Source organism: Micrococcaceae bacterium Sec5.8, from assembly GCA_039636775.1.
Lineage (GTDB): Bacteria > Actinomycetota > Actinomycetes > Actinomycetales > Micrococcaceae > Arthrobacter.
Window position 1 is genome coordinate 352022 of record CP143429.1, and the last position, 17601, is coordinate 369622.

General features: G+C 65.9%; 17 protein-coding genes and 1 riboswitch. Of the genes, 8 read left to right on the forward strand and 9 right to left on the reverse strand.

All coding sequences use genetic code 11. From position 1 onward, the window contains the following. The first annotated feature begins 77 nt into the window (after positions 1 to 77). The 4 genes from pyrE (at position 78) to VUN84_01705 (ending at position 3384) form a co-directional block, all read left to right on the forward strand. Complete coding sequence (gene pyrE, locus VUN84_01690) at positions 78 to 662, forward strand: orotate phosphoribosyltransferase (GenBank protein ID XAS64425.1); 585 nt, start codon at positions 78 to 80, stop codon at positions 660 to 662. Between the two features lie 88 nt (positions 663 to 750). After that, positions 751 to 1539, forward strand: a complete 789-nt coding sequence (locus VUN84_01695; GenBank protein XAS64426.1) for a GAF and ANTAR domain-containing protein — start codon at positions 751 to 753, stop codon at positions 1537 to 1539. Between the two features lie 93 nt (positions 1540 to 1632). Continuing rightward, positions 1633 to 2265 carry a hypothetical protein gene (locus VUN84_01700; GenBank protein ID XAS64427.1) on the forward strand — a complete coding sequence of 211 codons (633 nt, stop codon included), beginning with the start codon at positions 1633 to 1635 and terminating at the stop codon, positions 2263 to 2265. Between the two features lie 81 nt (positions 2266 to 2346). Next, a complete protein-coding gene (locus VUN84_01705) occupies positions 2347 to 3384 on the forward strand; it encodes a thioesterase domain-containing protein (GenBank protein ID XAS64428.1) in 1038 nt (345 codons plus the stop codon). 9 nt (positions 3385 to 3393) lie between these two features. Here VUN84_01705 and VUN84_01710 read toward each other — a convergent pair whose 3' ends face one another. Then, positions 3394 to 4248, reverse strand: coding sequence for an HAD-IIA family hydrolase (locus VUN84_01710; protein XAS64429.1), 855 nt, complete (start codon positions 4246 to 4248; stop codon positions 3394 to 3396). A gap of 69 nt (positions 4249 to 4317) precedes the next feature. On the opposite strand from VUN84_01710, the gene VUN84_01715 reads away from it, so the two are divergent. The 3 genes from VUN84_01715 (at position 4318) to VUN84_01725 (ending at position 6602) form a co-directional block, all read left to right on the forward strand. After that, positions 4318 to 4989 (forward strand): TrmH family RNA methyltransferase, encoded by a 672-nt coding sequence (locus tag VUN84_01715; protein ID XAS65915.1) that lies wholly within the window; start codon positions 4318 to 4320, stop codon positions 4987 to 4989. A 162-nt stretch (positions 4990 to 5151) separates the two neighbouring features. Then, positions 5152 to 6171, forward strand: a complete 1020-nt coding sequence (fbaA, locus tag VUN84_01720; GenBank protein ID XAS64430.1) for a class II fructose-bisphosphate aldolase — start codon at positions 5152 to 5154, stop codon at positions 6169 to 6171. A gap of 2 nt (positions 6172 to 6173) precedes the next feature. Further along, positions 6174 to 6602, forward strand: coding sequence for a DUF3151 domain-containing protein (locus VUN84_01725; protein XAS64431.1), 429 nt, complete (start codon positions 6174 to 6176; stop codon positions 6600 to 6602). Positions 6603 to 6690: 88 nt separating this feature from the next. Here VUN84_01725 and VUN84_01730 read toward each other — a convergent pair whose 3' ends face one another. Together VUN84_01730 and VUN84_01735 are read right to left on the reverse strand one after the other, a co-directional pair. Beyond that, entirely contained in the window at positions 6691 to 7323 is a 633-nt protein-coding gene (locus VUN84_01730; protein ID XAS64432.1) for a uracil-DNA glycosylase, read from the reverse strand. Positions 7324 to 7479: 156 nt separating this feature from the next. Then, the gene (locus VUN84_01735) at positions 7480 to 8688 is read right to left on the reverse strand and encodes a cobalamin-independent methionine synthase II family protein (GenBank protein ID XAS64433.1); all 1209 of its coding nucleotides are present in this window, start codon (positions 8686 to 8688) and stop codon (positions 7480 to 7482) included. Positions 8689 to 8700: 12 nt separating this feature from the next. Continuing rightward, positions 8701 to 8805: riboswitch (SAM riboswitch) on the reverse strand. 282 nt (positions 8806 to 9087) lie between these two features. On the opposite strand from VUN84_01735, the gene VUN84_01740 reads away from it, so the two are divergent. Then, on the forward strand, positions 9088 to 10377 hold the full coding sequence (locus VUN84_01740) for an adenylosuccinate synthase (GenBank protein ID XAS64434.1): 1290 nt from the start codon (positions 9088 to 9090) through the stop codon (positions 10375 to 10377). Positions 10378 to 10477: 100 nt separating this feature from the next. Here the strand turns inward: VUN84_01740 and VUN84_01745 are convergent, their stop codons facing one another. From VUN84_01745 to VUN84_01770, 6 genes are read right to left on the reverse strand one after another with little or no spacing between them, the layout of a single operon-like run. Next, entirely contained in the window at positions 10478 to 10975 is a 498-nt protein-coding gene (locus VUN84_01745) for a CoA-binding protein (protein XAS64435.1), read from the reverse strand. Further along, positions 10972 to 12330, reverse strand: a complete 1359-nt coding sequence (locus VUN84_01750) for an O-acetylhomoserine aminocarboxypropyltransferase/cysteine synthase family protein (GenBank protein ID XAS64436.1) — start codon at positions 12328 to 12330, stop codon at positions 10972 to 10974. The genes VUN84_01745 and VUN84_01750 overlap by 4 nt, the downstream gene beginning before the upstream one ends. Then, positions 12330 to 13535 carry a dimethyl sulfone monooxygenase SfnG gene (gene sfnG, locus VUN84_01755; GenBank protein XAS64437.1) on the reverse strand — a complete coding sequence of 402 codons (1206 nt, stop codon included), beginning with the start codon at positions 13533 to 13535 and terminating at the stop codon, positions 12330 to 12332. The genes VUN84_01750 and sfnG overlap by 1 nt, the downstream gene beginning before the upstream one ends. A gap of 9 nt (positions 13536 to 13544) precedes the next feature. Beyond that, on the reverse strand, positions 13545 to 15593 hold the full coding sequence (gene acs / locus VUN84_01760) for an acetate--CoA ligase (protein ID XAS64438.1): 2049 nt from the start codon (positions 15591 to 15593) through the stop codon (positions 13545 to 13547). Next, entirely contained in the window at positions 15569 to 16480 is a 912-nt protein-coding gene (locus VUN84_01765; protein XAS64439.1) for an ABC transporter permease, read from the reverse strand. Before VUN84_01765 ends, acs begins: the two co-directional genes overlap by 25 nt. Continuing rightward, on the reverse strand, positions 16480 to 17523 hold the full coding sequence (locus VUN84_01770) for an aliphatic sulfonate ABC transporter substrate-binding protein (protein ID XAS64440.1): 1044 nt from the start codon (positions 17521 to 17523) through the stop codon (positions 16480 to 16482). The genes VUN84_01765 and VUN84_01770 overlap by 1 nt, the downstream gene beginning before the upstream one ends. Positions 17524 to 17601 lie beyond the last annotated feature (78 nt).

Below are 17601 nucleotides of genomic sequence, written 5' to 3' on the forward strand. Positions count from 1 at the left end.
CGCGGAATCAGCAGGCCGCCCCGCTTGTGGCGGACCGGCTGGAAATCCGGTCACGGCGAACCACTAAACTGGGTCCCATGACTGCCACCAGTGCCCCCACAGCTGATACCGCTGCCGCCCGAGCCCGCCTTCTTGAACTCATCAAGGAACTGGCGGTTGTCCGCGGCAAGGTCATCCTGTCCAGCGGCGCCGAGGCGGACTATTACATCGACCTGCGCCGGATCACGCTGCACCACGAAGCCTCGAAGCTGGTGGGTGAGGTCATGCTCTCGCTGCTGGACGAGGCCGGCATCGACTTCGAGTGCGCGGGCGGGCTCACCATGGGCGCCGACCCGGTGGGAACCGCCGTGATGCACGCCGCCGTCGACGCCGGACGCCCGGTGGACGCCTTCGTGGTCCGCAAGGCGCAGAAGTCCTACGGCATGGGCCGGCAGGTGGAGGGGCCCTCCGTCGAAGGCCGCAAGGTGCTGGTGCTCGAGGACACCTCAACCACCGGAGGTTCGGCGCTGGCCGCCGTCGAGGGTGTCCGCAAAGCCGGCGGCAACGTCGTTGCCGTGGCGGTCATCGTGGACCGCGCCACGGGCGCCAAGGAAAAAATCGAGGACGAGGCCGGTGTCCCCTACCTGTTCGCATTCGGCAAGGCCGAACTCGGCCTGAGCTAGGCCGCGCGTTTCCAACGGACCCGGATGGACGGTGGATTGGCGGTCAATTATCATTTTCAAGTAACCACCAGACCGGAGACCCCGCGCCATGCTCCTTCCCGAAGCCAACCACGTTCCCGAAGACCATGGACGTGACCCCCTCAGCACCATCGACCAGATTCAGAACCTCATTCTGGAAAGCGCCGACTTCGAGGACTTCCTGAATGAGCTTGCCCGGTTCTCCGCACACCAGGTGGCAGGCGCCGGGGACGACGCCCTGTGCGGTATCACTCTGCTCCGGGACCGCAAGGCTGCGACCATCGGGTGGAGCAGCGACTCCGCCCGTGAAGTGGACGAAATCCAGTACCGGCTCTCGCAGGGTCCGTGCCTGACCGCGGCGCAGGAGGAACGCGAGGTTTACGTTCCGGACCTCTTTTCCGAGGACCGCTGGGGTCCCGCCTACGCCAGTGCCGTCGCCGCGCACGGCCTGCGTTCCGTGCTTTCCGTGCCGTTCCACCTGCAGGGCGAGGCCCAGGCTGCGCTGAACCTTTACTCCGACGTGCCGAACAAGTTCGACGGCGATGTCGCCGCGCGGGCGCGCGGCTACACCCGCCAGATTTCGGCTGCATTGCGGCTCGCGGTCCGCTTCTCCCTGCACACGGACAGTGCCACCAACCTCCGGGCCACCCTCGAATCCCGGACCGTTATTGACATGGCCGTCGGGATTGTCATGGCGCAGAACCGGTGCGACCAGGAGACGGCTGTCCGGATTCTCACGGACGCCTCCAGCAACGGCAACGTCAAATTGCGTGTCATCGCCACTTCGCTGGTCCAGTCCGTGGGCGGCGCCGCCTCCCGGACCCACTTTGAGGAGCCGGGCCAACGGGAAGCCGGCTGAGGCATCCCGTAATGATTTGTGCGGACCTCCGCCTGCCGATAATCTGGGAACGGTTGAGCCGTCGGCCATAGACACCCCTTTTTTGGAGTACCTATGGACACCTCCCTTAACGCCAACGCCCAGCTTGACATCGCCTCCGATGTCCTACGGATCGATGTCCGCGGGAGCCTTACGCAGGCCTCCCGCCCTGCCCTGATGCAGCAGATCCAGCGCATCCGCGGCATGGGAATCACATCTCACATCCGGGTGAACCTCAGCCGCGCAGCCTTCGTGGAGTCCTCGGCCTTGTCCGGGCTTCGCAACGACCTCAATGCCATCGACAGCGCTGCGACGCTGGTCGAGACGGCCGGCGTTCTGCGCAGCTCAGCCGGCGTCTCCCTTGAGTTGAACACCCCTGCCGAGAACGTTGCCGCTGTGGTGCCGTCCTTCGAGCTCCCAGCGGACGCAACGGCGTCCATGGACGCCTCGGGCACCCGGCCGCTGCACGTCTACTCCGATGATGAACTGCTCGCCGCGAGTGATTCGGTGTTCGGGTTGATGGACAACCCGGCTGACATGGCCCGCTCGCAGCTCCTGGCCACCTACGACGAGATTGGCCTCGAAATCGGCCGCCGCAAGGTCGTCCCCGGAACGGTCAGCCGCGAAGCCGTTTCCGCGGCAGCCCAGCCCGGAATTGTCCGTGCTAGCAGCCATTCCGAGGCTCGCAGCGAGCCTGACCCGGTCTAGGCAGGTCCCACCGCAGGACTGTGGCCGAGCTGTTATCAGCGCCGATTCTGAATCCCTTTCCGGGGTGGCTACGGTAGGTATGTGCTGCGGAAAGCGGAAGTTGGCGACACCGGCGGTGACGGCGATGCCGCCCGCGTGCTTCGCCATGCCGCCGGGCTGAAAAGGTATTCCCGGCGAAGCTTCCTGACCGGAACGGCTGCCGCCTCCGTTCTGGCAGCGGACATGCTGTTCACCCGGCGCGTGCAGGCCGAACGCCGCGTCCACAAGGTCCTGACCGTGCCGGATGAAACCGCGGAGAAGTACTTCCCGCACGCCAGCTGGTTCCTCTTTCCGGGTTACAAGACGAGCTGGGAGGAAGCCCGCTGGATCCTGAATGCGCTGCGGGGCGCTTTGAACAAGCGCGGCCAGCTTGCCGCCGTCGGCTACTCCAACGTGGGCCTCGACATTGACGAGATCGTGATCGCCGTGGTCGAACACGCGCGGGCCCATCAGCTGACCACGTTCTACTTCTACGGCCACAGCTTCGGCGGAATGGTGGCTACCCAGGTAGCGGCCCGGCTTCGGGAGCTCCACGGCATTGAGGTGGCGTTTATCCTTCTGGATTCCAGCCCGTGCAGCAAGTACGACGTGCTGGACCAGAGCTGGTTTGAGGGGGTGGTGTTCCTTTACGAGCGCGGCTTCCGATTCCCCACGGTGCTGCGGGGCGGCTACGAACTCGGCGAGCGGATGCTGCACAAGGATGAGCGCAGCTGGGGACAGATCCTGGACCAGACCATGGAACAGCTCTCACCCATTGCGCCGTCGAGTGTCCTGATCCAGTCCGAGTCTGCCTATATCTACCATTTTGACGCGACGCGCTTTGCAGGAAAGCTCGGCGGGACCCGCATGGTCTTTGTCGGCAACCCGCAGGACAAGACCGTGGACTACGAGACCGCCCGCGACTCCTGGTCCCTGATATTCAAAGACAACATTGTCTCGGATGACTTGAGGACCGACGGTGCCCGGCCCGCGCACGCCAGTCCGGGCTGGAATCCGTCCGTGTACCGGCCCATCATCGAGCAGTTGGAGGCCACTCTTTTTCCGCTTCCTTCCGGTGGAGGAAGAAAGACCGCCTTTTAACCCCCGGGCTTAGATCTGGTTCTTCAAATCCGCCACGGAGTTCAGGATCTGGTTGGGCCGGAACGGGTAGGCGGCGATGTCGTCCCGGTGCGTGATGCCGCTGAGCACCAGCACCGTGTGCAGCCCCGCCTCCATGCCCGCGATGATGTCCGTGTCCATCCGGTCACCGATCATGGCAGTGGTTTCCGAGTGCGCGTCGATCTGGTTCATCGCCGAGCGGAACATCATCGGGTTCGGTTTCCCCACAATGTAGGGTTCCCGGCCGGTCGCTTTGGTGATGAGCGCCGCGATGGCACCGGTGGCGGGCATGGGACCGTCCTTGGAAGGTCCGGTGGCGTCCGGGTTGGTGGCGATGAACCGCGCCCCGCCCAGAATGAGCCGGATGGCCATGGTGATGGCTTCAAAGGAGTAGGTGCGGGTCTCGCCGAGCACCACAAAGTCCGGGTCCTGGTCGGTGAGGATGAAGCCTGCCTCGTGCAGCGCCGTCGTGAGGCCCGCCTCGCCGATCGTGTAGGCGCGGTTGCCCGAATCCGAGCCGCGCACCTGATCCTTGAGGAACTGCGCCGTGGCCAGGGCCGAGGTCCAGATGTTCTCCTCAGGGATCTCCAGGCCCGAACTTTTCAGCCGGGCGGCCAGGTCCCGGGGCGTATAGATTGAGTTGTTTGTCAGGACGAGGAAACGCCGGGACGTGTCCACCCAGCGCTGGATGAGTTCCGCGGCGCCTGGAATGGGCTGGTTCTCATGCACGAGCACACCGTCCATGTCGGTGAGCCAGCACTCTATGTCCTGGCCGCTGCGGTACATCGACGCCGCCGCCGGTCCGTCCGCCGAATCGCTCTGCTGGTCATCGCGCTGCTCATCCATGGTGTCCTCCGCCGTAAGTGTGCCGCTACCTGGGTCCCAGTCTAATGTTGAGTCGTGACTGAACCCGAGATACCCAGCGAAACCCGTCCCGCAAACGCGCACGGAGCTGAGGAGGGGGAAGCGCCCAGGGCGGAGGTCGGCGTCGGGCCCTGGGACGGTGAACTGCCGGAGGGCGATCACTGGGACCCGGACCTGCTCGCGGACGGCGACCGCCGCAACGTGGTGGACAAATACCGCTACTGGAAACACGAGTCGATCGTGGCGGACCTGGACGCCAAACGGCACAATTTCCATATCGCGATCGAAAACTGGCAGCACGACATGAACATCGGCACCGTCGTTCGCACCGCCAACGCGTTCCTGGCCAAGGAAGTGCACATCATTGGCCGGCGCCGGTGGAACCGCCGCGGGGCCATGGTCACTGACCGGTACCAGCACGTCCGCCACCACCCCACCGTTGCGGACTTCGTGGCGTGGGCGCAGGGGGAGGGCCTCGCGATCATCGGGATCGACATCTTCCCGGACTCCGTTCCGCTGGAAACCTACGAACTGCCCAGGGACTGCGTACTGGTATTCGGGCAGGAGGGTCCCGGGCTGTCCCCCGAAGTCCATGAGGCGGCGGCGGACACCCTGTCGATCGAGCAGTTCGGGTCCACCCGCTCCATCAACGCCGCCTCGGCCGCGGCCATCGCGATGCACGCCTGGATCCGACGGCACGTCTTCGGCCAGCTCCCGGGCTAAGGCACCCCCCTGCCGGGGTCCGCGCCCGGGGCAGGCAAGTATTACAGGCCCGGGTGACCGGAAACACTGCCACCGGCGCAGTCATGACTAGGATGGACCGTAGCCGACGAGGTTCACTCCAGGGTCACCAGCCCGCAGACGAAATTCACTTTAGGAGTCAGCATGCCCATTGCAACCCCAGAGATCTACTCCGAGATGATCGACCGCGCTAAGACGGGCGGCTTTGCCTTTCCAGCCGTCAACGTCACCTCCTCCCAGACCCTGAATGCAGCCCTCCGCGGCTTCGCCGAGGCCGAGTCCGACGGCATCGTCCAGGTCTCCACCGGCGGCGCCGCTTACTGGTCAGGCGCCTCCACCAAGGACATGGTGGCCGGTTCCCTGGGCTTCGCCGCGTTTGCCCGCGAAGTGGCCAAGAACTACGGCGTCAACATCGCCCTGCACACGGACCATTGCCCCAAGGACAAGCTGGAAGGTTTCGTCCTGCCGTTGCTGGCCGCGTCGGAGGCCGAGGTCAAAGCCGGGCGCAACCCGCTCTTCAACTCGCACATGTGGGACGGCTCCGCTGAGACCCTGCAGGAAAACCTGCGGATTGCCCGCGAGCTGCTTGAGCGCACCGCTGCCGCGAAGATGATCCTCGAGGTCGAGATCGGCACCGTCGGCGGCGAGGAAGACGGCGTCGAGAACGCCATCAATGACAAGCTCTACACCACCGTCGAGGACGCCCTCGCCACGATCGACGCCCTCGGTGCCGGCGAGAACGGCCGCTACATCACGGCGCTGACCTTCGGCAACGTGCACGGCGTGTACAAGCCCGGCGGCGTGAAGCTGCGCCCGGAAATCCTCAAGGATATCCAGGAGCAGGTGGGCGCCAAGATCGGCAAACCGAACCCGTTCGACCTCGTCTTCCACGGCGGATCCGGCTCGTCCGAGAAGGAAATCGCGGACGCCGTTTCCTACGGTGTCATCAAGATGAACATCGACACCGACACCCAGTACGCCTTCACGCGCCCGGTCGCGGACCACATGCTGCGCAACTACGACGGCGTGCTGAAGGTCGACGGTGAGGTGGGCAACAAGAAGCTGTACGATCCGCGCGTCTGGGGCGCCTCCGCCGAGGCCGGCCTGGCTGCCCGCGTCGTGGAGGCTGCCCAGCAGCTCGGCTCCACCGGCAAGACGTTCTAGGCATGTCGGATGAATTCCGCCGGAACCTGATGGGTCCGGAGCCGACGCACCTGCCCGCCGAAACCGAAGTCTACGCGGCGCTGGACGCCGGCCAGGAAGCCCTGGACCTGGTGGAAAAGCACCCGACGTCCTCGCTGCTCTGGGCCGTGCTGGCTGAGGAAGCGTGGAGTGAAGGCCGGACCATCGACTCCTACGCCTATTCCCGCGTGGGCTACCACCGGGGACTGGATTCGCTGCGCCGCAACGGCTGGCGCGGCGTCGGGCCCATCCCCTGGGACCACGAACCGAACCGCGGTTTCCTGCGCGCCCTGTACTCGCTGGGCCGCGCCTCCGCCGCGATCGGCGAGGCCGAGGAACCGGAGCGGATCGAGAAATTCCTCAAGGACTCCGATCCCACCGCCAAGGCAGCGATCGAAGTCGAAAAGCGCTAACCGCACAGCACCCTGTGTTGCAGTTAAACGAATGACGGCGGGCGTCCACCAGAAGGTGGGCGCCCGCCGTCATTCGTTGCGGGTGGGATCAGCTGGTCTTCGCCAGTCCTGTGCGGGCCATGGCGTCGGCGTAGACGGTGCCCATTTCCTCAAGGTACTGCTCCTGCCGGGCAGGTGTGCCGGCGAAGGCACGGCCGCTGAGCGAGCGGACCTTGTACGTCTTGAGGCCACGGCGCCAGATCATCGGCACCTCGGTCTTCAGGAGCAGGTTCGCGAGGCGGTTGGCTTCGGTGCCGTGGGCCACGATCACCGAGGCGCGGGGCACCACGGCAAGGAATTTCAGCAGCGGCTTCAGACCGGCGGAGATCTGGTCCGGCGTGAACTTGCCGTTCGGCTCGCCCGGGACGTACCAGGGGTGAACGTTCCACGGCATCACATACTCAGGACGCAGGCCCAGCTTCCAGTGGACGCCCAGCAGGCGGGTGGCCGCTTCCTCGTCGCCGGCCGTGATGAAACCCGACTCGTCCTCGGTTCCGATGTTGGAGAAGAGGCTGATGATGCGGCACTCGTCGACGTCGTGGATCGGGTCCACGTAGGAGACGTTCATGCCAGCTTTGGTGGCCTGCAGCGTGTCGCACAGCTCGTTTACGGCTGCGACGCTAGGTTCGTAGCGGCGGCTCAAAAGCTGCTCGCGGGAATTTTCAGTGGCCAAGGCTGTCATATATTGCTGAGTCTCCTGCAGGTTTGGTGAAGCTCCCAGACCGTACGCGGGCACGCCAATTACGGTGTGGTTTGAAAATGTGGTGTGGACCGATTCCTGGTCGATCCTTATTAGTCTATCAAGCCCTGCGAAATGACGGACCGGCCGCGGGGCCGGCTACCAGAGCCGGGTGGTGGCCCGGCGGGCCCCCTCGCCCAGGGATTCCAGCTTGGCAAAGGCGATTTGCGGATGCACGCGGCCGCCGAGACCGCAGTCTGTGGAGGCAATCACATTTTCCCGGCCCACCAATTCGGCGAAACGGACGATCCGGTCAGCCACCAGGTCCGGGTGCTCGACGACGTTGGTGGCGTGGGAAACGACGCCAGGAATAATGACTTTTCCGTCGGGCAGTTTGGTGTCCTCCCAGACCCGCCATTCGTGTTCGTGGCGGACGTTGGCGGCCTCGAAGGAGTAAGCCCCCGCGTTGACCTGCATGACGGAGCCGATGATGTCGGCGAAGGCAATGTCGGTGGTGTGCGGTCCGTGCCAGGAGCCCCAGCACACGTGCAGGCGGATCTGGTCCTGGGGAAGATCGCGCAGTGCCCAGTTGGTGGCCTCAACCCTGAGCTGGATGAACTTCAGATAGTCGGCCAGGCCCGGTTCCGGGTTGATCTGGTCCCAGCTTTCGGCCAGCGACGGGTCATCGAGCTGGACTGTGAGCCCGGCATCGATGATGGCCTTGTACTCCTCGCGCATGGCGTCGGCGCAGGCGTAGAGAAGTTCCTCATCGGAGGTGTAATACTCATTGGCGACGCGGGCGCAGGAGCCGGGGGAGAGGGAGGCGACGAAGCCCTCGGACAGCCCGGCTGCGGCCAGGCCGGTCTTGAGGTTGGCGATGTCCGAGCCCACCAGGGCCTGGCCGGTGTAGCTCAGCGGGCCGGCGATCTTCGGCTGCGTGACGGACCGGCGGTGCGCCAGGATCCCGGAGGACGGATCGTTGTAGGCATCGTTGAATTTTTGCCGGTCGCGCCGGTCCGGGAAGGAGGTCAGCACGATGTGGCCGGGGCTGGAGCGGTGCACGGCGGCGTCCGCCCAGCGGTCCACATCCGTCGGTTCCAGGCCGCCCAGCCGGCTGAAGGAGTAATTCCACCACGCACCGTAATCCACCGCGCTGGACATGGTGTGCCCGTATTCGCCGTCGTTGGGGATGTCGATGCCGAGATCCTTTTGGCGCTGCACAATGTCCACCACGGAGGCTTCCAGCAGGTCCAGGAACTCGGGAGTGATGCCGTCTGACTCTTTGGCCTCGTTCGCGGCAATGAGCTCGGGCGTGCGGGGCAACGAGCCTGCATGGGTGGCGCGGATATGATCGGTGTTCTGCGGCATGGGAGCGCTTCCTTTCCATCGGTCCTGGCGGTAGCACCTTTGCCGTCACAGTGGTGTGCGCGGGCAGGGTTGCTGCGGCGTCAATGGTCCAGGTCCCTCGGCCGCTCGGGATGGTCACCTCCCACCTAATTCGAACCGGCCGCCCCGCGCAAGCCTGTCGCGCGAAGTTCCGCAAGCTGGACACCGGGCCGGTGCAGCGGAGGAGGCCGGCGGCCCGGCGGAAGTCCAGTGGCTGGGCAAATGGGCTGCTGTCACCGCCATCGGCTAAACTTGGGTGGTAAGAGCCCCGGAAACTGGCGTTGATCGAAAGAGCACAGCGATAGATTCGGGGCATTCTCATGAACGGCGCTAAGCTGCGGGACACCTGCGGTCTGGCCCGAACGAATGGGGGAGGATCCCATGCCAGCAATCGTGATCGTCGGAGCCCAATGGGGCGACGAAGGCAAAGGCAAGGCCACTGACCTGCTTGGTGGCCGAGTCGACTACGTCGTCAAGCCCAACGGCGGCAACAATGCCGGCCACACCGTCGTCGTAGGCGGTGAGAAGTACGAGCTCAAGCTCCTTCCGGCCGGCATCCTGAGCCCCAACGCTGTCCCGATTATCGGCAACGGCTGCGTGGTGAACCTTGAAGCGCTGTTCCAGGAAGTCGACGGCCTTGAAGCCCGCGGCGCCGACACCTCCAAGCTGCGTATCTCCGCCAACGCCCACCTCGTGGCGCCGTACCACCAGGTGCTGGACAAGGTCACCGAGCGTTTCCTGGGCAGCCGCGCCATCGGCACTACGGGCCGGGGCATCGGACCGGCCTACATGGACAAGGTGGCCCGCCTCGGCATCCGCGTCCAGGACGTCTTTGACGCCTCCATTCTGCGCCAGAAGGTCGAAGGCTCGCTGCGCCAGAAGAATGAACTTTTGGTCAAGGTCTACAACCGCCGCGACATTGAGGTGGACGAGATCGTGGAGTACTTCCTGTCCTTCGCCGAGCGTCTGCGCCCGCTGGTCATTGACAGCACCTATGTGCTGAACACCGCCCTGGACGAGGGCAAGGTGGTCCTCATGGAGGGCGGCCAGGCCACGTTCCTGGACGTCGACCACGGCACCTACCCGTTTGTGACCTCCTCGAACCCGACGGCCGGCGGCGCCTCCGTGGGCTCGGGCATCGGCCCCACCCGGATCTCGCGTTCCATCGGCATCATTAAGGCGTACACCACCCGCGTGGGCGCCGGTCCGTTCCCCACCGAACTGTTCGATGAGATGGGCATGTACCTGCAGAAGACGGGCGGTGAGTTTGGTGTCAACACCGGCCGGCCGCGCCGCTGCGGCTGGTACGACGCCGTGCTGGCGCGCCACGCCTCGCGCGTTAACGGCTTCACTGACTACTTCGTCACCAAACTCGACGTCCTCACCGGCATCGAACAGATCCCGGTCTGCGTGGCCTACGACGTCGATGGCGTCCGGCACGAGGAAATGCCGATGACGCAGACCGATTTCCACCACGCCAAGCCGATTTTCGAGTACTTCGAGGGCTGGACAGAGGACATCACCGGCGCCCGCACCCTGGAGGACCTTCCGGAGAACGCCAAAAACTACGTGCTGGCCCTGGAAAAGCTCTCCGGCACGCGCTTCTCGGCGATCGGCGTCGGTCCTGACCGCGACCAGACCATCGTGATCAACGATTTGATCAACGACTGACCGCTCAAGCTGACGCACGACGGCGGCGGGTCACCTGAAAAGGTGGCCCGCCGCCGTCGTGTGGCCGTGTGCCGCGAGTGCGGTGGCCCGGCGCGCGCCGTTAGGCCAGGACCTGCCGTTTGGACGAAATAACGCCGGTGTCGAAGCCGGCCAGATGCAGTCCGCCGTGGAACCGGGCATGCTCAATTTTCACGCAACGGTCCATCACGACGTCGAGCCCGGCCGCCTCGGCTTCCTTCGCCACATCCTCGTGCCACGAGCCCAGCTGCAGCCAAAGCGTTTTGGCGCCGGCGGCGACGGCCTCGTCCAGGACCCCCGGCAGGTCATCGTGCTTGCGGAACACGTCCACGATGTCCGGGCTTTCCGGCAGGTCCGCGAGCGAGGCGTACGTTCGCTGGCCCAGGATTTCCTTCACCACCGGATTTACGAAATACACCGTGTAGCGCGTGGAGGACTGCAGGTAGGTGGCAACGAAGTAGCTCGCCCGGGACGGTTTGTCCGAGGCGCCCACGATCGCGATCGACGTTGCCTGCCGCAGCAGGGCCAGCCGCTCCGGGGCGGACGGCCCGGTCCAGGTACGTTCGTCTTCGGTGCTCACGCGTTTACTCCGATCGTGCAGGCGTCAGCCTCTGGTGTGTCTGCGCCGCGGGCGGGTGCATCAGGGGCTGCCACCGTTGCAGTGTCCAGGGCCTGGTCAATGTCCCAGAGGATGTCCTCGAGGTCTTCCAGCCCGATGGAGATCCGGACCAGGTCCTCCGGGATGCCGGCCGACTCGAGCTGTTCCGGGCTGAGCTGCTGGTGGGTGGTGGACCCGGGATGGATGACGAGGGTCCGGGAATCGCCGACGTTGGCCAGGTGTGAGGCCAACTGCAGGGACTCGATGAACCTCTGCCCCGCCGCGCGGCCGCCGTTCACGCCGAAGGAGAAGACCGAGCCCGGTCCGAGCGGAAGGTATTTCCGGGCCCGCTCGAAGTGCGGGTGCGAGGGCAGGCCCGAGTAGTTCACGTAGGCCACGCGTTCGTCCGCTTCGAGCCACTCCGCGACGGCCTGGGCGTTCTTCAGGTGTTCGTCCAGGCGCTGCGGAAGGGTCTCCACGCCCTGCAGGAGCTGGAACGCGGACATCGGCGACAGCGCCGGTCCGATGTCGCGCAGCTGCTCGCAGCGGAGCTTCGTGAGGAAGCCGTACTCGCCGAAGTTGCCCCACCAGGAGACGTTGCCGTAGGAGGCCACCGGCTCGGTCATCGTCGGGAACTTCCCGTTGCCCCAGTTGAAGCGGCCGCTTTCGACGATGACGCCGCCGAGGGTGGTGCCGTGGCCGCCAAGGAACTTGGTGGCGGAATGGATGACGATGTCCGCGCCGTGTTCGATCGGCCGCACCAGGTACGGCGTGCTCAAGGTGGCGTCGACGACGAGCGGTATGCCGGCGTCGTGCGCTGCCTTGGCCAGCCCCTCGAGGTCCTGGACTTCGGAGGAGGGGTTGGCCACCACCTCGACGAAGATCGCCTTGGTGTTCTCCCGGATGGCTGCGGCGTAGTCCGCCGGATCGGTGCCGGGGACGAACGTGGTGTCGACGCCGAAGCGGCGCAGTGTGACATCCAGCTGGGTGACCGTGCCACCGTACAGCTGGGAGGCTGCCACGATGTGGTCGCCGGCCTGGGTGAGCGCAGCGAAAGTGATGAACTCCGCGGCCATCCCCGAGGACGTCGCCACCGCACCGATGCCGCCCTCCAGGGACGCGATGCGCTCCTCGAACGCGGCCACCGTGGGGTTGCCGATCCGGGAGTAAATGTTGCCGTACTTCTGCAGCGCAAAGAGGTTGGCGGCGTCCTGGGTGTCCTTGAACACGAAAGACGTGCTCTGGTAGATCGGCACGGCCCGGGCGCCGTGCTCGGCGTCGGGGGTGCCGCCGGCGTGCAGGGCGCGGGTACGGAACCCGAACTTACGGTCAGCCATTATGCGTCCACCTTAATCGTCGTGGCCGGAATCCCGGACAGGTCCAGTTCCGTGCCGTGCTTGCGGGCCAGACCGGCTTCGAGTTCGCGGACGATCGGCAAAACGTCCTGGCCGAACGCCGCGACCTCCTCCTGGAAATGCAGGTAGGCGGTGAGGAACAGGTTCACGCCGATTTTCTTATACTCCACGATCCGTTCGGCGATTTGCTCCGGCGTGCCGATCAGCTGGGTTTTAAACCCGTCGTTGTACTGGATCAGATCCTCGAAGCTTGAGTCGGCCCACATGCCCTTGCCGTCCTTCGTGGACGCCCCGGCTTCCTGGACCGCGGCGCGGAACCCCTCGACGGCGGGCTTGTGCGCCTTCGCGACGATCTCGCGGAGGGTGTCGCGGGCTTCCTTTTCGGAATCGCGGGCGATCACGAAGCCGTTCAGGCCAAACCTCGGAGCGGATAAAGGGGCAGCGAGGGCGCTTTCGGTGCCGCGCCTGGTCTCTGCGGCAGCGGCGACAACGCCGGCGATGTTCTCCTTGAAACCCTCCAGGTCCTTGCCGTTGGAGAAGTACCAGTCCGCCACCCGGCCGGCGGTGGCCTGCGCGGCGGTGGAGTTGCCGCCGAAGAAGATTTCCGGGTGCGCCCGGCCCGGCACGTCCACCGGTGCCGGCTGCAGGGTGAAATCGGCGATGTTGTAGTACTTGCCGGCCTGGCTGTAGTCCTGCTCGGTCCACAGCCCGCGGAGGACCCGAATGAACTCCTCGGTGCGGACGTAGCGTTCGTCGTGCTCGAGCCACTCGAGGCCGAAGTTCTCGAATTCTGCTTTGAGCCAGCCGGAGACGATGTTCACGGCGGCGCGGCCGTTGGAAATGTGGTCCGCGGTGATGATGAATTTCGCCAGCACACCGGGGTGCCACATGCCCGGGTGGACGGCGGAGATCACCTTGAGCCGCTCCGTGGCGGCGAGCAGCGCGAGGCTGAACGAGGTGGCCTCGTGCTGCTTGTCGGCGCCGTAGGAGGCGGCGTACCGGGTCTGGGTCAAGGCGTACTCGAAGCCGGAGTTCTCCGCGATCCGCGCCAGTTTCTTGTTGTAGTCGAAGTCCCAACCGGTGCGCTGTTCGATGGTGGAGACCACCAGGCCGCCGGAGACATTCGGGACCCAGTAGGCGAACTTGAGCGGTTCGGAAAGACGGGCGACGTTGCTGATGTCTGTCATAGGAGTTCCTTACTTCCGGGGTGTATCGGGTGTGTCACTGCGCTCACGCAGGACGGTCTGGATGCCGGCGATCGACGGTTCGTTCTGCAGCGAGGTGGTGTCCCCAAGCGTGGTTCCTTCGAACAGCTGGGTCAGCAGCCGGCGCATGATCTTGCCGCTGCGGGTCTTCGGGACATCAGGAACGACGACGACGTCGCGCGGCTTCGCGATCGGGCCGATCGCCTTGGCGACGTGGTTGCGGAGTTCCTCGGCCAGCGAGTTTGGGCCCACGCCCGCAGGGTTCCCTGCCCGTGGGGCCACGCCGGTGGGGACTTGCGAGGGGAGGGGGCGGGTGGGGACGACGAACGCGACGATCGCGTGGCCGGTCTTCGGGTCCGCGACAGGGCAGACGCCGGCCTCCACCACGTCCGGGTGCGAGACGAGAGCCGATTCAATCTCGATCGTGGAGAGCAGGTGCCCGGAGACGTTGAGGGTGTCATCCACCCGCCCGAGAATCCAGATGTCGCCGTCGGCGTCGTACTTTGCGCCGTCGCCGGCGAGGAACCAGCCCCGTTCCGCGTATTGCCGCCAGTAGGAGTCGAAATAGCGTTGCGGGTTGCCCCACACGGTCCGGGCGATGGCGGGACCGGCCGCGTCCACCACGAGAAAGCCCTGGACGCCGGGCGGGACGGTATTGCCGGCGTCGTCCACGATCCGGGCGCTGACGCCGGGCAGCGGCCGGGCCGCGCAGCCGGGCTTGAACTCGGTGTTCGTCGGCGCGGGGGAGAGGATGGTGGCGCCGGTCTCGGACTGCCACCAGGTGTCCACCACGGGCACGGTGCCGGCCCCGAGGTGCTTCCGGAACCAGTGCCATGCCTCCGGGTTGACGGCCTCACCCACGGTGCCGAGCAGGCGGATGGAGGACAGGTCGTAGCTGTCCGGGATGCCGTCCGGGAACCAGCCCATCAGCGAGCGGACCAGAGTGGGCGCGGTGTAGTACTGGGTGACGCCGTAGCGTTCGATGATTTCGAAGTGCCGGCCAGGGTGCGGGGTGTTGGGGGTGCCCTCGAAGATCACCTGGGTGGCGCCGTTGGAGAGCGGGCCGTACAGCTCGTAGGTGTGGGCGGTGACCCAGGCGAGGTCCGCCGTGCACCAGTGGACATCCTGGTCGCGGAGGGCCGGGTCCGGGTTGCTGAAGAGGTGCTCGAAGCTCCAGGACGCCTGCGTGAGGTAGCCGCCGGAGGTGTGGACCAGGCCCTTTGGCTTTCCCGTGGTGCCGGAGGTGTACATGATGAACAGCGGGGTCTCGGCGTCGAACGCTTCCGGCGCGTGGACGTCCGAGGCCTGCCCGACGGCGTCATGCCACCATACGTCGCGGCCCGCGGTCATCGGGACGGTGTCCATGTTTTCCCGTGCGGTGGTGCGGTTGACCACCAGGACATGCTCGATTGCGTTGTTCCCGGCGACGGCCGCGTCCGCGTTGTCCTTGACCGGCACGGCAACGCCGCGGCGGAACTGGCCGTCGGTGGTGACGAGCAGCTTGGCGCCCGTATCCTCCACCCGGAACTTAAGCGCCTCCGCAGAGAAGCCGCCGAAGACGAGGGAGTGGATGGCACCAATCCGGGCCACGGCCAGGGTGACGATCACCGTTTCCGGAATCACCGGAAGGTAGATGACCACCCGGTCGCCTTGGGTGACGCCGAGGCCCAGGAGGGCGTTGGCCGCCCGGGAGACCTCACGCTGCAGGTCCGCGTAGGTGATGCTCCGGCGGTCACCGGGCTCGCCCTCGAAGTGCAGGGCCACCCTGTCCCCGCGTCCCGCCGCTACATGGCGGTCGACGCAGTTGTACGCGACGTTGAGCCTGCCGCCCTCGAACCAGGTGATGTCCGGGCCGATCCCGGCGTCGACGTCGGCCGGGACGCGGCGGTGCGTGGTGTGCCACGGCTTGTCCTGCCCCGGGGAGTCTGCCCAGTCGAGCCGGAGAGCCGCAGCTTCCCAGAAGGCGATGCGCCCGGCCTCAGTGACCGGGAGATTGGCCGGGGCCGTTTCAGTGGTTACGCCCACCGTTTCACCGCCCATTTCTCGGCGAGGCCCAGCAGGGCATCGGTGGTCTTGCCAATCACAGCCAGCAGCACGATCGCGAGCAGGAGCCGGTCCGTGCGTCCGTTGTTTTGGGAATCCGTGAGCAGGAAGCCGAGTCCCATGGAGGAGGCGATGAGTTCCGCGGCCACCAGGAACAGCCAGGCCTGGGCCAGCGCCAGCCGGAGCCCGGAGAAGACGGCCGGAACCACGGCCGGAAGCTGGACCGTGGTCAGCAGCTTCACACCCTTGAGCCCAAACGCACGCGCCGCTTCCACCAGGTTCCGGTCCACGTGCCGCAACGCCAGGGAGACGGTGGTGAACACGGGGAAGAAGGCGCCGATCAGGATCAGCGTGATCTTGGAATCCTCGCCAATCTTCATCCAGAGGATGAGCAGCGGTACCCACGCGAGCGACGGGACGGCGCGGAGGGCGCCGATGGTCGGGGCGAGGAGGGCATCCGCAAATTTCGACAGTCCCACCAGCGATCCGAACACCAGTCCCAGGGCAGCGCCGGCAGCGAAGCCGATCAGCACGCGCTGGGTGGAGATCGCGATGTGCTGGCCGAGCTGCCCGCGCTGGAGCAGGTCAAGTCCGGCCTCCAGAACCATCGCCGGCGCCGGGAGCTGGACGACGCTGAACACCCCGGCCGCCGTGGAGAGCTGCCAGGCGGCCAGCATCGCAGCGGGAATAATCAATCCAAGGAGCAGACGTGCCCAGCCGTTGGCCAGGATCCCGGCGGGGGACCATCCGTTCGCCGGGGAGCCACCTCCCACCGTAGCGGGGGAGTCCGGCCGGGCGGCGTCTGCCGGAGTTGCGGGGACGGCTGCAGCGCGCCCGTCCGCAACAGTGGTGCCGGTGAGGGCGGGATTTCCGATGTGGCTCATCAGGAATCCTTGATGGCGGACGCGTCCGCCTTCTTCACCAGCGAGTCATCAAGAATCGAGGCGACGGCGTCGTCGATCTGCTTCTGGCTGGCGACGTCCCCGGTCTCCACGAACGTGGGGCCGATCTTCGCCAAGACCGTGCGCTGGGCTTCTCCCGGTGCCGGGTCCACATCCAGGTTGCTGCGCTCCAGCACCACGGTCTTCGCGACGGCGAGGTCGAGGCCAGCGACCTCGGCGAGGATTTGTGCCGTCTCGTCCGGGTTGGCCGCGGCCCAGGCGCGGGCTTTCTCGTAGGCGTTGACGACGGCCTGGGCCTGCTTCGGCTTGTTCTTCAGGAACGATTCCGTGGCGTTCAGGAAGCCGTAGGTGTTGAAGGAAAGGTTCCGGTAGAAGAGCTTGGCGCCTTTCTGCTCCGCGCCGGCCATGATCGGGTCGAGACCGGACCAGGCATCCACCGAACCGTTTTCCAGCGCGGCCCGGCCGTCCGCATGCTGCAGGTTCTGCACCGTGACGTCCTTGGCGGAGATCCCGGCCTCCGAGAGGGATTGCAGCAGGAAGAAGTAGGGGTCGGTGCCCTTGGTTGCGGCCACGGACTTGCCCTTGAGATCAGCCACGGTGGTGATGCCCGAGGAGGACTTCGCCACGAGGGCCGCCCATTCCGGCTGGGAGTAGATATCGATCGTCTTGATCGGGGAACCGTTGGCGCGGGCCAGCAGCGCCGCGGATCCCGCCGTCGAGCCCACGTCGATCGCGCCGGAGCGCAGTGCCTCATTGGCCTTGTTGGACCCGGCGGACTGGACCCAGTTGACGGTGACGCCCTGGTCCTTGAGGGACGCCTCAAGCCAGCCCTTCTTCTTGATGACCAGGCTCAGCGGGTTGTACGTGGCGAAGTCAATGTTCAGCGTCCCGGTCTCGACGGCGGCGTTCGCCGCGGGGGACCCGCCGGAACCTTCGCCTGCGACGCAGCCCGTGAGGACGAGCGCGGCGGAGGCGGCGACGGCGCCTATCACGGAACGGCGGGTGGTTTTGCGGGCGAATGACATAGGGATCCTCTGGGAGACGAAGTGACGCGGAAAGAAGGGCAGGCGGGCAGATAAGAGGGTGGTGCAGGAGTGCAGGAG

Coding starts and splice junctions, on each gene's coding strand:
- VUN84_01740 (XAS64434.1), top strand. CDS start 9,088: ATGCCAGCAATCGTGATCGTCGGAGCCCAATGGGGCGACGAAGGCAAA.
- VUN84_01695 (XAS64426.1), top strand. CDS start 751: ATGCTCCTTCCCGAAGCCAACCACGTTCCCGAAGACCATGGACGTGAC.
- fbaA (XAS64430.1), top strand. CDS start 5,152: ATGCCCATTGCAACCCCAGAGATCTACTCCGAGATGATCGACCGCGCT.
- sfnG (XAS64437.1), bottom strand. CDS start 13,535: ATGACAGACATCAGCAACGTCGCCCGTCTTTCCGAACCGCTCAAGTTC.
- VUN84_01700 (XAS64427.1), top strand. CDS start 1,633: ATGGACACCTCCCTTAACGCCAACGCCCAGCTTGACATCGCCTCCGAT.
- VUN84_01765 (XAS64439.1), bottom strand. CDS start 16,480: ATGAGCCACATCGGAAATCCCGCCCTCACCGGCACCACTGTTGCGGAC.
- acs (XAS64438.1), bottom strand. CDS start 15,593: ATGGGCGGTGAAACGGTGGGCGTAACCACTGAAACGGCCCCGGCCAAT.
- VUN84_01725 (XAS64431.1), top strand. CDS start 6,174: ATGTCGGATGAATTCCGCCGGAACCTGATGGGTCCGGAGCCGACGCAC.
- VUN84_01730 (XAS64432.1), bottom strand. CDS start 7,323: ATGACAGCCTTGGCCACTGAAAATTCCCGCGAGCAGCTTTTGAGCCGC.
- VUN84_01735 (XAS64433.1), bottom strand. CDS start 8,688: ATGCCGCAGAACACCGATCATATCCGCGCCACCCATGCAGGCTCGTTG.
- VUN84_01710 (XAS64429.1), bottom strand. CDS start 4,248: ATGGATGAGCAGCGCGATGACCAGCAGAGCGATTCGGCGGACGGACCG.
- pyrE (XAS64425.1), top strand. CDS start 78: ATGACTGCCACCAGTGCCCCCACAGCTGATACCGCTGCCGCCCGAGCC.
- VUN84_01770 (XAS64440.1), bottom strand. CDS start 17,523: ATGTCATTCGCCCGCAAAACCACCCGCCGTTCCGTGATAGGCGCCGTC.
- VUN84_01750 (XAS64436.1), bottom strand. CDS start 12,330: ATGGCTGACCGTAAGTTCGGGTTCCGTACCCGCGCCCTGCACGCCGGC.